The sequence below is a fragment of the Kitasatospora sp. NPDC034533 genome (assembly GCF_055575155.1).
Genome location: NZ_JBVITE010000047.1, coordinates 20,441 through 33,643, shown reverse-complemented (window position 1 = coordinate 33,643; position 13,203 = coordinate 20,441). Strand labels below are relative to the sequence as shown.

The following is a 13,203-nucleotide window of genomic DNA, read 5'->3' as shown; positions in this document are numbered from 1 at the left end:
ACGGCACGTCCCGCCACCCGATCGACCGGCCGCAGCACACCGGCACCGCCCGCCATCGCCGGCACCAGCACTCAAGCCGGCGCCCCCGAACCCGCTGCCGAAACCCGGCTGCGCACCAGCGCCGGGCTCCGCCACGCACCAGCAGCCGACACCCGGCCGCTGCGCGCGCTCCGGCAGGTCCCCACCGGACCCGCACCGGCTGGAGCCCGGCGCTCCCCTGCGGGGCGGCTCACACGGAACGAACCGGACGGAAAGGCAGACGTCATGCGCACAGCGCCGCAGGCCGTCACGGACCTGTCCCTCAGCAAGCCCAGGCCGGCACCGCGGGCAACAGTCCGGCCGGTCGCCACGGAACCGCCAGAGCAGACGTACCGCAGCGGCCCCCGGCCTGCGAACGCGACTGGGGCAGCCGATCACTGACCGCCGTTCATCGCCGGACCCGGATGAGGATCGCGGCGAGGTGGAGGACGGCCCGGTAAGCGACTGCGAGCTTGTTCACGCCGCAGGGCCAGGCCGCGCCACTGCTTCAGCCGGGCGGTGCACCGCTCAACGGTGTCGCGTCCCTTGTACGCCTCCGGGTCGGACATCGGAGGTCTCCGGGAGTTGAGTAGGCGTCGGCGTCCGGGCCCCGAGGCGTTCCTGGACTCTCCTCGGGTCGGCCTGTCCGACCCTGCGGGCATACTGACGTCGTGCCGACCCCCGAGGAACCCCATCAGCCCCGTTCCGGCGAGCCGGAGCCGGTCTCGCCGGACCCGACGACACCCGACCCGTTCGAGGGACTCGTCCTGGACGAACGTTTCATCAGGGACGCCGCCGTCAAGGAGCCGACCGCCCGGACCCGGATGCTCGCCGCGCGGTGGCGGCACGAGCCGCCGGTGGACCCGGGAGGCCGCCGGTGGGCACCCGGGACGGCCTCCGGCACGGCCCGCCCACGGCGAGCCCGGACCGGACGCCGGCGCACCGTGCTGATCACGGTCACCGCTTTCGCGGCGCTGGTGGCCGTCGCGGTCGGGACAGACCCGGCCGGGCTGCTGGGCGGGGACGGCCTGCCCGCGCGTGGCCTTCGGGCCGTACCCGCCTCGCCCCGGCCGGCCGTGGACGTCGCGCTGCCCGGCGGCGGGGTGTCCGACGGCACCAGGTGCGGCGCCAAGGGCTTCCACCACTTCGAGCCGGCGCCCGGTTCCTTCACCTTCGCCCTCGGGCCGGAGCAGCAAACCCCACCCCCGGGGCCGCAACTCGTCCTCGGCTCCTACGGGTTCGAACGGACCTCGGCGACGGACCCCGGGCACTTCACCATCGGTCTCCGGCTCGCCCCGGGCACCGGCGACCGCGCGCTGGACCTCTCCGCGCCCCTCGGTCCGCAGGGCGTGGCGGTGGAGATCGAGGGCCCGGACGGCCTGGTCGGCGAGGCCCACGGCCTCCCGGTCAGCCGCGACGACGACACCCCCGTCGGCGCCGGCGGCACCGTCCACGTCGGGCCCGAGCGCGGCGCCTCCGTCCAGGTGGACCTCCCGGCCGAGGCCCTGTGCCCGGGCTTCGACGGCTTCGCCGTCCAGCAGCGCCTGCTGGAGCCGACCGACTCGAACAACACCGTCACCGGCGAGCCGCCCTACCGGCTCACGGTCTCCGTCTCCGATCCGGCGATCGGCGCGCTGCGGCGCCAGGCGGGTTCGACGGTGCCGGGCGACGTGCTGGCCACCGACAACCGCCGGCACCGCTGACCGCAGCCGCCCAGGCGGCCGGTTCCGCAGGAAAGCCGCCGACACCGCCAACGCGGTGGCCCGACGCGGGTCAGCTCGCCGACCCCGCTGCTGCCGCCACCCGGACCGCGTCCGACGCGGTGGCGGGGGCACTGAAGCTCGACCGGGACCTCGCTAGGGTGTGGGTGATCGGCCGTGCTCGAAGGGCTGTGACGGCACAGCGCTGTGGGGGCCGCCTTCGTCGCTGGCCCCACGGCCGGGACAGGGGGGTGTGCGGTGTATCCGTTGGGACTCGGTGTCGTGTCGTGGTGGTGGCTCGCGATCCTGGCGACGGCAGTGTTCTTGGCGGTCCTGGTGCCGGGGATGCCCACCCGCACCTACCGGATCCGGATGGCATTGGCGCCGCTCGCGATGATGCTCTTCGGCCTCGGCAGTTACTACGGGAAGCACATGGAAGCGGCCACGGTCCTCGCCATGTACTCGTTCGCGGTGGTGTCCATCCCGGCGGGCATGATCGGCCACCGCAGGAAGCTGGCACGGCGGTTGATGGAGGCGCTGGAGAAGGGGGAGTCGGAGGACGAGGCGGCTCCGCCCGCCATGTTCGCGCAACTCCTCGTGTCGTTCGTCGTGTTCGGCGGCCTGGCGTTGTGGGTGATTCGTTAGCTCGGTCCGTCCGAGGTTCGGGGCCGGTGCGCGGCGACTCCTGCCCGCGGTTTCCCTCCCTGCTTCCCGTGGCGGGACGGCGGGCGGTACTGCGGCGGGCAGGTCCGGGGGTCCCGTGGGAGGGCGCCCCACGGGATGAAGGGCGGGCGGCGGGCGGCGGTCATCGCCCCTCGGGGCGCGGCTCGTTGAACCGCCGGCCGGCGCGGTCGCCGAGCGTGGTGACCCAGGCCGGGAGCCGCGCGGATCCGGCGGCCCGGCTGCCGGCCACCCCGTGGGCGGGGTCGGCGCCGGAGTCCGGGAGGGCTCGGGCCACCAGGCCCAGCAGCCGGGTGGTCGTCGCCGGAGCCAGGCCCTGCACCCGGGCGCCGATCTTGGCCGCCGGGGTGAGGACGAGTTCCGCGCGGCCCCGGTCGGCCGCGCGCACGATCGCGCGGGCGGCGCGCTCGGCGTCCATGGACAGCAGCGGCAGGCTGGCCGTGGCGGCGAACCACGAGTACTCGGCGCCGGCGCGGCCGTGGAACCGGGCCGCCGTGTGCGAGCCCGTGCGCATCAGGCCGGGGACCACCGTGGTCACCCGTACGCCCTCGGCCGCGAGTTCGGCCCGCAGTCCCTGGGAGAGCCCGGTGGCGGCGAACTTCGCGGCGACGTACGGGAGCAGGTGGGGGGCCGGGACGCGGCCGCCGACCGAGGTGATGTTCACCAGCGTGCCGCCGTGGGCCCGCAGATCGGGCAGGGCGGCGGTCGTCAGCCGCAGCGGGGCGAACAGCATGGTCTCCATGGCCTCGCGGAAGTCCTCCTCGCGCAGGGCGCGGAAGGGGCCGACCTGGATGACGCCGGCGTTGTTGACGAGGACCTCCACAGGCCCGAAGCGCTCGTGCGTGGCAGCCAGCAGGCGCCGGGGCGTGTCAGGGTCGTCGAGGTCGCAGACGCAGGAGGCGACCTCGGCTCCCTCGTCACGCAGGTGCCGTTCGGCTCGGGCCAGTTCGTCCGGGTCGCGGGCGCAGAGCATGACCCGGCAGCCGCGCCGGGCCAGTTCGCGCGCGATGAGCAGGCCCAGGCCCCGGGAGGCGCCGGTGACGACGGCGGTGCGGCCCGTCGCGGCGCCGCCGCGTCCGCGCCCCCGCAGGCCGCGGTCGTGTTCCCGCTGGTGGTGGTCGGTCTCGCGTGGGCGGTGGTCCACGATGGGACTCCTTCCGGTTGACGAGCGCGTGGCACGCTCGGGGCGCTCCCGGGTCGGTGCTGGTCAGGGCCGTGGCCGGCCCGAACCAGGCCAGGGACTGGTCAGGGCCGGAAGACCACCTTCACCGCACCGTCCCGCTTCTGCTGGAACATCTCGTAGGCCTGCGGCGCCTCGGCCAGCGGCAGGTGGTGGGTGGCGAAGCCGTCGACGCCGAGCGGATCGCCGTCCAGGAGCAGGGGGAGGATCTCGGGGGCCCAGCGGTGGACGTTGGCCTGGCCCATGCGCAGCTGGATCTGCTTGTCGAACATCGTCAGGAGCGGCAGCGGGTCGGTCATGCCGCCGTAGACGCCGGACAGGGAGACGGTGCCCCCGCGCCGGACGATGTCGATCGCCAGGTGCAGCGCGTGCAGGCGGTCGACGCCGACGTGTTCCATCAGGGCGGCGGCGAGCCGGTTCGGGAGCAGCGTGGTCATCCGCTGGGCGAGTCCGGCCGCGGGCGAGCCGTGCGCCTCCATGCCGACGGCGTCGATCACCGCGTGGGGGCCGCGGCCGTCGGTGCGTTCGCGGATGACGTCGACGAGGTCCTTGCCGTGTTCCTTGAGGTCGAGCGCGGTGAATCCGCGGGCGCGGACGCGTTCCAGGCGTTCGGGCACCAGGTCGACGCCGATCACCTGGGCCGCGCCGAGGTGGGCGGCGACCCGGGTGGCCATGTCGCCGATCGGTCCGAGGCCGAGGACGACGAGGCTGCCGCCCTCGGGGACGTCGGCGTACTGCACGGCCTGCCACGCGGTGGGGAGGACGTCGGAGAGGAAGACGAAGCGGTCGTCCGGCGGCCCGTCGGGCACCTTGATCGGCAGGGTGTTGCCGAACGGCACCCGGAGCAGCTCGGCCTGTCCGCCGGGGACCTGACCGTAGAGCTTCGTGTAGCCGAACAGCGCCGCGCCGGTGCCGAATTCACGGACCTGGGTCGTCTCGCACTGGGAGTGCAGGCCCTGCTCGCAGGTGAAGCAGGTGCCGCAGGAGACGTTGAAGGGCACGACGACCCGGTCCCCCGGGGCGAGCGCCGTCACCTCGCGGCCGACGTCGCGCACCACGCCCATGGGTTCGTGACCGAGGATGTCGCCCTCGCTCAGGAACGGTCCCAGCACCTCGTACAGGTGCAGATCGGAACCGCACAGGCCGCTGGAGGTCACCTCCACGATCACGTCGGTCGGGTCCTCCAGCACCGGATCCGGCACCGTGTCGATGCGCACGTCCCGTTTGCCGTGCCAGGTCAGGGCCTTCATCACGTCACCTCGTCTTGATCGCGTCGTACCGGACCGGCACCCGTGCCGCGACGCCCGTGACGCGGCGCCGCAGCGGATCGGATCTCCGGCGCCGGCGTCCCGCGACGCCGTCCACGGGCGGGTGCCCCGTCCGCGACCGGGGAAACGGCGGGCCACCGAGCGGGCCACCGAGCGGGCCACCGGGCAGGCCACCGAGCGGCTGTCGCGGACGGGGAGAGCCGCCGTCGCCTACGGGGTCGTCGGATCCTGCGGCAGATCGCCCGCACGGCCGCCGGGCGCCGGGGCGCCGCCGGCCCCGCTTCCCGCGTCGGCCGGGAGGGCGGCGGCGCCCTCGTCGGCGCCTCCGAGGGCGTCCCCGGCCGCGCGCACCGGGGTGTCCGCGGCGGAGGCGCCACCATCCGTGCCTCCAGCCGCGCCGCCGGCGGTGCCCGCCGGGGCCAGGCGGGCCGCGAGCAGCTTCTTGCCCAGCTCGGCGCCCTTGCGGCTGTCGGCCTGCGCCTTGCGGAAGAGCTCCGCCAGCTCGCCGTCCCCGTCCCGTTCGGCGTCCTTCAGGTAGGTCTCCAGGCGCAGTGCGTTCTTCAGGCACGCCTCGACGTACCAGATCAGGTTGTAGTCCTTGTCCTTGGTCCCGGTGATGTGACCGGTCTCCTCGCCCATGGTTCCGGCGCTCCTTCCGCGCCCCGGCCGGCCCCGGCGGGGTGCCGGGGCCCTCGGGCACGCCCTGCGCCTACCCGAGCCCACGGACGTAATCGCGGTGCGGCGGTCCCGGGGCGGCCGGAGTCACACCCGGGCGGCCCGGCCCGCGACGCCCGGGGAGCCGGTGACCGGGGAACCGGGAGCCGGGACGCGCGGGACGCGCAGCGCCAGGAGCGCGACGTCGTCGTCGTTGTCCGCGGGCCGGACCCGCTCCAGGAGGCGCTCGCTGAAGGCGTCGAGGTCGTGGTGGGCGAGGGCCGCGGCGTGGCGGCGCAGCTGGGCGAGGCCGGAGTCGACCCCCCGGGAGCGGGATTCGACGAGGCCGTCGGTGTACAGCAGGAGGGTGGAGCCGGGCGGTAGCACCACGGAGGCATCTCCGCGGGTGGCGGTGACACCGCTGCCGAGGAGCAGACTGCGCGGCGCCTCGATGTAGTCGGCGCGGCCGTCGGGGGTGACGAGCAGCGGCGGCGGGTGTCCCGCGTTGGTCCAGGTCCACGTCCAGTCGGCTCCCGCGCCCCGGGCCAGGTGGCCGAGGACCAGGGTGGCCATCAGCGGGTCGGTCACCCGTCCCATCGCGTGGTCGAGCCGGTCGACCACGCCGCCGGGCGGGCTCTCGTGGGACCACGCGAGGGCCCGCAGCATGTTGCGCAGCTGGGCCATGCCGGCGGCGGCCTCCAGGTCGTGGCCGACGACGTCGCCGATGACCAGGGCGGTGGCGCCGCCGGGCAGGGTGAAGGCGTCGTACCAGTCACCGCCGACCTGGGAGGCGTCCGGCGCGGACAGGTAGGCCACGTGCAGCTCCACGCCGGGCACCTCGGGCAGGCGGGGCAGCAGGTGGCGCTGCATCGTCTCGGAGACCCGGCGCTGACGCTGGTAGAGGCGGGAGTTGGAGAGCGCCAGTCCGGCGCGGCGGGTGATGTCCTCCAGCAGGGACAGATCACGGGTGGCGAACGGTACCGGGTTGTCGCTGCGGCCCAGTGTCAGGGCGCCCAGGACCTCCCGGGGCCCGCGGATCGGGGCGATGGCGGCCGAGTGCATGCCGGTGGCGGCGAACAGTTCCCGCTGGACGACGGCGATGCCGGAGTCGGGCTCGCCCTGGTACACCTCGGGGCCGGCGAGGGAGGCGGCGGTGCCGCGCAGGGCGCGGGACAGCGGAAGCGGGGACTGGGCGGTCACGGCGGGAATCGGGCCCTCCAGCTCGGGGCACCGGACCGGACGGCCGTCCCGCTGCTCGACCACCCTGGTCCGCCAGGTGTCGCCGATGTCGTCGACGAGGTCGACCACCAGCCAGTCCGCCAGACGCGGCAGCACCAGGCCGGCCAGCCGGTCGACCATCTCCTCCTCGTTCAGGGTCGACGTCAGCGAGGTCGTGGTCTCGGCCAGCAGTTCGAGACGTTCGAGCTCCGACAGGGTCCCGAGGACGGGTGCCTCCGGGAGCGCCGCGCCGGGGTGGAACAGGACCAGGGTCACCGAGCCCTCGGTCGAGGGGTAGGGGGTGGCGGTCCAGTGCACGGGCAGCAGCAGGCCGTCACCGCGCTGGAAGCACAGGCCCGTCCCGCTGCACGCGGCGCGGGAGACGACGGCGTCCATCAGCGGACACTGCGCCAGCGGGAAGGTGCTCCCGTCCGGGCCGCGGTGCAGCGCCTCGTGGTGGTCGAGCCCCACCAGATCGCCGCGGTCCAGGTGCAGCAGCCGAAGCCCCTGCTCGTTGACGGCCAGGATCCGCCCGCTCTCGTCGACCACGTAACCACCGAGCTCACCGATCTCGGGAAGTGGGTTCTCCGGCGACCCCGGCGCCGGTTCCTGCCCTCGCATGGACGCACCCTTCACTCGTCGGACGGAAAGGTTGGAACGGGTCGCACCAGTAGACCACGTCTCCGCGAAGGCCCGGGTCACGGCCCGGGGAGCCGGCGGGCGTCGCCGACGGCGATCTTCCGCTTGTCCGCCTCCGGGATGCGGGTGCGTTCGGGCGCGGCGACGGCCGGACCGGTCTTCTCGTGGGGGCGACGGCGGACGGCATGCTGTCCGGAGCCTCGCGGGCCCGAGCAGGAGTGGCGGGCGGGCTTCGCGGGAGCCGATTCGGCCGGCGGACCGCCCTCCGGGGTGAGCGGCCCCGCCCCCGGTCACCGGTGTGACCGAACCCACGAGGCGAACGAACCGGCACAGGACGGCGGCGCCCAACGAGGCGAAGGATTCCGGCCGTTGGGGATGCCTCCGGCCGACGGACCACCGGTGGACGGACGGACACCCCGACGGGCCGGCACCCGACGGAACATCAGCTCGCGGCCCCGGCACGCGCTCCGGGCGGGCGCTGCGCCCCGGGGCTCCGGCGCCCCCGGCCGGCGGGCGGTGCGAGGATGGGCCCATGGAGTTCCAGGACGCGGCCGCGATGGCCCGGGTGTGCGAACAGCGGCTCGGCCCCGAGGCCGGGCGGCAGTTCGCCTCGATGGCCCGGCGGGGCTTCCGGCTGGTCGCGGCCACCGAGGAGTCACCCGCCGCCGGCCGGTCGCGGCTGGGCGGGCCCGCGCTGCTCGAACCGGGCACGCCGTGGCCGGAGTCGGCGGGTGTCCCGCTGTCCCTGCACGCCGTGCTCGACACCGACGCGCTCGCCGGGTGGCTCGGGAGCCAACTGCCCGTCCGGCCGGGCCTGCTGAACTTCTTCTACCTCGATCCCGACGTGCCGTACGAGGAGTACCACGAGCTGGACTCCTCCAGTCCCGACGCGTGGCGGGTGATTCCCGCCGATCCCCTGCGGGCGGTCACCGCGACCGCCCCCGGGCCCGCCCGCCGCTACCCGGCCCGTGCGGTGCACGCGGTCGAGGTGACGATGCTCCCGGACTGCTGGGACGTCCGGGACGACGACCTCGTCTACGACGAGGACCGGCACTGGGGCGCGGCCTCGCTGATCCTGGAGGAGATGTCCGACCTCGACGGGAACACCGCCGGCCACCACTGCGCGTTCGGCTGGCCCGACACCTCGTACACCGTGCCGATGACCTCCCGCGACGGTGACGGCCCCGCCGTCCATCTGCTCCAGCTCGCCGAAGACCCCGACCTGGGGTGGGGATGGGGCGACGCCGGGACGCTGTACTTCACCATGGCGGCCGGGGCGTTCGCGGCCGGCGACTTCCGCAGGGCCGAAGCGTCCGCCCACTGCTGCTGAGCCCACCCCGGGCCCGGGGTTCCGGCCGGGGAGGGCAGGGGGGAGGATGGCGGGCGTGATCATCGCAGCTGCGCAGTTCGCCCCGGCCGCCGGCGACGTCGAGGCCAACGTCCGTACGGTGTCCGCCCTGATCCGCCGGGCCGGGGCCGAGGGCGCGCGCGTCGTCGTCTTCCCCGAGCTGTCCCTCACCGGCTACGAACCGGCCCTCGTCCGCGCGACCCCGGGCGTCTGCCTCACCGAGGCGGACGCCCGGCTCGATCCCGTGCGGGAGGCCTGCCGCGCGGCGGGGGCCGCGGCCGTCGTCAACGCGCCGGTGCTCATGCCCGGGGCGCAGGGCCGGCCGGGCATCACCTCGCTGGTCGTCGGCCCGGACGGCGCTCTCCTCGCCCGCTACGACAAGAGGCACCTGTACGGCGAGGAGGCCGAGGTCTTCGCCCCGGGCGGCGCCGACGGGCGCTTCACCCTCGACGGCGTCCGGTTCGCGCTCGCCACCTGCTACGACAACCGCTTCCCCGACCTCGCCGGGCGGGCCGCCGCGGACGGCTGCACCGTCTATCTGGCGAGTTCGGCGCTGGACCCGGACAACGACTCCTTCGAGAAGGTCTATCCGGTCCGGGCCCGGGAGTTCGGGCTGTACGTGGTCCTGTCGAACCTCGTCGGCCCGAGCGAGGTGGGCCCGTGCGCGGGCCGCAGCGGCGCGTGGGGCCCGGACGGCGAGCGGATCGCCGACGCGGGCCCCGACCGGGAGGGCTTCGCCCTCGCCGAGGTTCGCTGAAGAACCCTCCGGCCGGGCCCGGCGCCACGCGGGAGGGTCCGGGCCCGGCCCTCGCCGGTGGCCCGCGGGTCAGCCGCGGGCCACCGGCGGCCCGTCAGGGTTCCAGGCGGTAGGCGCGCAGCACGCTCTGTTCGACGGTGGAGCCGTCGGCGGCGCGGGCGGCGGCCTTGAGCGAGACGAAGCCGGCGCCGCCCGGCGGCGGCTCGACGGTGACGCGGTAGCCGCCGTCGGCGGGGGCCACCGGGGCGTCGTGCCAGGTGGCGCCGTCGTCGAAGGAGACCTGCACGCCCAGGTGCTCGGTGGCCGAGGCCGGGGCACCGCTCTGCCGTTCGACGGCGGCGAGCAGGGTGTGCTGCCGGCGCGGCACCCGGTTGTCCGGGTCGACGGGCGCGGTGAAGCGGACGGTGTCGAGCGGCAGCGCCGTGCTGCGGGTGCGGCCGTCGGGCCCGGGGGCGACGGCGGCCGAGCGGAAGGTCCAGGCCGCCTCGACGGTGCCCGACAGCATCGCCCAGGGTTCGGAGCGCACGGCCTTGGCGGTCAGCCGGTAGGCGGCGTCGCCGGCCGGCACGGCGAAGCGGGCCTGCTCCCGGTCGCTTCCGCCGACGCGCTGCCCGTCGCGTTCCAGTTCCAGGTGGACGGTGTCCTCCAGCAGCAGCGGCCACGGGGAGCCGTGGTGGCCGGCGGAGGCGTCGCTGAACAGCTGCGGGGCCACGGTGAGGTAGCCGTCGCTGCTGCGGGCCATGGTGGCACCGTCCTTGCCCGGGGCCAGGCCCGGGCCGATCACGGCGGCGTTCCAGCGTTCCGCGCAGGTCGCGCCGGCGGCGCAGCGCACGGCGCCGACCTGGGTGATGGCGGTGGGGATCATCTCGCCGCCGGATCCGGCCAGCTGACCGAAGGTCGTCTCGCGGTACTGGTCCTTCACGGTGAAGTACTCGGTGCGGGTGGCCGGCAGCGCGAAGGAGGGCTCGCCGATGCTGAAGAGGCCGATGCCGCCGGCGGACGCGAAGCTGCTGAACTCGCCCGCGGTGCCCGGCCCCTGGGCGAAGTAGCGGGTGTTGGACGTGGCGAGTTCGCCGGCCTCGACGGTCAGGGCCGGGTCGGGCAGCCCGCCGGTGGTGTGCACCAGCAGGTCGTAGCGGTCGGGCAGGCGGCCGTTCTGGGCGGCCGGGCCCTCCAGGATGCTCTGGGCGGCGAAGTCGACCCGGCCGGCGGTGGGCCGGGCTCCGGGGACGACGTACAGGCTGCCGGGCCGGGTCAGGGAGGCGAGGGAGTCCGTGCAGCCGCTGCCCTCGGCGCTCCCGGCGGGGCGGTAGCAGTAGCCCGCGGCGAGTGACCAGCCGGTGGTGGCGCGGCCGGGGACGGTGACGGTCAGCTGCCGGCCCTCGCGGGCGTCGACGGCGAGCCGGGTGTCGGCGCGCACCTCCAGCTCGGGTTGCAGGAACAGGGTCGCGGTGCGGGGCGCGGCACCCGAGGCGGGGGTGACCAGTTCTCCGCCGAGGTTGTAGCGGCCCTCGGGCACGTGGGCGGTGGCGGTGCCGCCGGTGAACTCCAGCGCGTAGGCCTGGTGGGTGTCCAGGTCGACCAGCCCGATCGTCGACCGGGTGTTCCAGCCGCCCGGCCCGAGCGGCGCCCCGTTGCGGTCGACGGCCGTCACGGTGACGTCGTGCCGTACGGCCTCGCGGGTGAGCGCGTAGGCGGTGGTGAGGGCGGCCCCGCCGGGCCCGCTCGCGCGCACCCGGCCGGTCAGCGAGGCGCCGGAGGGGATCCGGGCCGGATCGACGGTCACGGTGGCCGACGCCGTGCCGCCGGCGGGCACGGTCAGGCGGGCGGGGGCGACGGTGAACGCGCCGGCCGCCCCGGTGCTCTCGGCGGCCAGCTCCAGCGTGACGGGGTCCCCGCCGTCGTTGTGGTACTCGACGGTGCGGGTGAGCGGCGCGCCGGCGGGCGGGCCCTCCAGGTGGATCCCGGTGCCCTCGGCGGTGGCGTACACCTGCTGGGCGGTGGCCCGGGCGAGGTCGACGCGCCCGGCGCCCTGCTCGTACGCGCCCTGGCCGGAGGCCGGCGACGCGGAGGAGGTGAGCGCGGCCTTGAGCTGCGGGCCCTTCCACTGCGGGTGCTGCTGGGCGAGCAGGGCGGCGGCCCCGGCCACGTGCGGGGCCGCCATGGAGGTGCCGGAGATGGCCGTGTACCGCTCGCCGACCGGCTCCTGACCGTCGGTTCCGGCGGCCCGGGCGGCGACGATGGCGACGCCGGGCGCGGTGAGGTCCGGCTTGACGGCCTGGTCGCCGACGCGCGGACCCCGGCTGGAGTTCCGGGCGAGGGTGCCGTCCCGGTCGACGGAGCCCACCGTCAGCGCGGCGTCGGCCGAGCCGGGGGTGCCGACGGTGCCGGGGGCGCCGCTGTTTCCGGCGGCGGCGACGAACAGGGTGCCGTAGCGGGCGGAGAGCGTGTTGACGGCCTGGGCCATCGGGTCGGTGCCGTCGGTCGGGGGGCCGGTGAGGCTCAGGTTGACGATCGGCGCGCGGGCCGCGGCCCACTCCATGCCCTGGAGCACCCAGGACTCCTGGCCGTTGCCGTCGTCGTCGAGGACCCTGCCGACCAGCAGCTCGGCGTCCGGGGCGACGCCCTTGAACCGGCCGTCGGAGGCCGCCCCGGTGCCGGCGACGATCGAGGCGACGTGGGTGCCGTGGCCGTCCGGGTCGGCGTTCACCGGCGCGGCGGCGGGCCCGGTGAAGTCGGAGGTCTCGCCGAGGGAGCCGGCCACGTCGGGGTGGCCCCGGTCGATGCCGCTGTCGAGCACCGCGACCTTGACGCCCTTGCCGGTCCAGCCGGACTTCCAGGCCTGCGGGGCGCCGATCTGGGCGGTCGAGCGGTCGAGCGCCGCGGTGACCTTGCCGTCCAGCCAGACCTTGTCCACGCCGCCCGCCGGTCCCGCGGCGAGTCCGGCGCCCGGGCGCGCGACCAGCTGCCACAGCTCGCCCGCCCGCGCCTTCGGGGCGCGCAGGGCCGCGCCGTGCACGCTCTCCAGCGCCCTCACGGAGGTGGCGCCGGCGGGCGGCGCGGCGGCGGCCAGGCCCGGGGCGCCGGCGTGCTCCGAGCCCAGGATCAGCGGCAGTTCGGTGGTGTGCGCGTCGTCGTAGCCCTGGGCGATCAGCCCGGCGACGTCGAAAAGCCGGGGGTCCAGCCGTCCGGAGTCCAGCGGTGCGGTCGCGTCCGAGGGGACGAGGTTCAGCGAGCCGGGCGCGCCGGAGCGCCGGACGAAGGTCACGTCCTCGCGGCCCGGGCCGGGCCGCACCCCGACCAGCGCCACGGCGCCGTCGGCACCGACCCGGGCCGTGACGGTGTCGCCGGTGACCAGGGTGACCTGGACCGGGCGGCCCGGCGCCGGATCGTCCGCCGCCGTGCCGGGTGCCGCGCCGGGCGCGGCGGTGGCCCAGCCGGCCGGAGCGGCCAGGGAGGCGACCAGCGCCGCGCCCAGCACGGCGGCCCGCCACCGCCGGGCCGTCCGTGGGCCTCGCCCAGGGACGTCGTTCCTGTGGGTTGCTCGCACAGGGGTCCTCTCGATCGGAACGGCACCTCGGTTCCCGGGGCCGCTCACCGGTTCTGTCGAGGAATCGACGGAACGGAGGGCAGCGGAGGATGTCATCCGATGATCAGAAAAGCAGCGGACCTTTCCGCCCTCCGCGACCGGCGGCACCTCCCGCCCCGGACGACCGGCGAATCTTTTTCGCCACCCGTGA

General features: G+C 75.7%; 8 protein-coding genes and 1 pseudogene. 4 read left to right on the top strand and 5 right to left on the bottom strand.

The genetic code is table 11. From position 1 onward, the window contains the following. Window positions 1-689: 689 nt before the first annotated feature. Complete coding sequence (locus ACZ55U_RS27410) at window positions 690-1,721, top strand: SCO2583/SCO2584 N-terminal domain-containing protein (RefSeq protein WP_465530043.1); 1,032 nt, start codon at window positions 690-692, stop codon at window positions 1,719-1,721. 255 nt (window positions 1,722-1,976) lie between these two features. Beyond that, window positions 1,977-2,363, top strand: coding sequence for a hypothetical protein (locus ACZ55U_RS27405; protein ID WP_465530041.1), 387 nt, complete (start codon window positions 1,977-1,979; stop codon window positions 2,361-2,363). Between the two features lie 160 nt (window positions 2,364-2,523). Here the strand turns inward: ACZ55U_RS27405 and ACZ55U_RS27400 are convergent, their stop codons facing one another. The 4 genes and pseudogenes from ACZ55U_RS27400 to ACZ55U_RS27385 all read right to left on the bottom strand — a co-directional run bounded on the left by ACZ55U_RS27400 (window position 2,524) and on the right by ACZ55U_RS27385 (window position 7,340). Continuing rightward, a complete protein-coding gene (locus tag ACZ55U_RS27400) occupies window positions 2,524-3,543 on the bottom strand; it encodes an SDR family NAD(P)-dependent oxidoreductase (protein WP_465530039.1) in 1,020 nt (339 codons plus the stop codon). Window positions 3,544-3,644: 101 nt separating this feature from the next. Beyond that, window positions 3,645-4,829, bottom strand: a complete 1,185-nt coding sequence (locus ACZ55U_RS27395; protein WP_465530037.1) for an alcohol dehydrogenase catalytic domain-containing protein — start codon at window positions 4,827-4,829, stop codon at window positions 3,645-3,647. Window positions 4,830-5,267: 438 nt separating this feature from the next. Further along, window positions 5,268-5,486, bottom strand: a pseudogene (locus ACZ55U_RS27390) (hypothetical protein); the annotation flags it as partial. A gap of 123 nt (window positions 5,487-5,609) precedes the next feature. After that, window positions 5,610-7,340: a SpoIIE family protein phosphatase gene (locus ACZ55U_RS27385; protein ID WP_465530035.1), complete on the bottom strand. Its 1,731-nt coding sequence runs from the start codon at window positions 7,338-7,340 to the stop codon at window positions 5,610-5,612. Window positions 7,341-7,890: 550 nt separating this feature from the next. On the opposite strand from ACZ55U_RS27385, the gene ACZ55U_RS27380 reads away from it, so the two are divergent. Next, window positions 7,891-8,688 (top strand): DUF1963 domain-containing protein, encoded by a 798-nt coding sequence (locus tag ACZ55U_RS27380; RefSeq protein WP_465530033.1) that lies wholly within the window; start codon window positions 7,891-7,893, stop codon window positions 8,686-8,688. 46 nt (window positions 8,689-8,734) lie between these two features. Beyond that, window positions 8,735-9,463, top strand: coding sequence for a carbon-nitrogen hydrolase family protein (locus ACZ55U_RS27375; protein WP_465530031.1), 729 nt, complete (start codon window positions 8,735-8,737; stop codon window positions 9,461-9,463). A 94-nt stretch (window positions 9,464-9,557) separates the two neighbouring features. Here ACZ55U_RS27375 and ACZ55U_RS27370 read toward each other — a convergent pair whose 3' ends face one another. Continuing rightward, the gene (locus tag ACZ55U_RS27370; protein ID WP_465530029.1) at window positions 9,558-12,944 is read right to left on the bottom strand and encodes a S8 family serine peptidase; all 3,387 of its coding nucleotides are present in this window, start codon (window positions 12,942-12,944) and stop codon (window positions 9,558-9,560) included. Window positions 12,945-13,203: the final 259 nt, after the last annotated feature.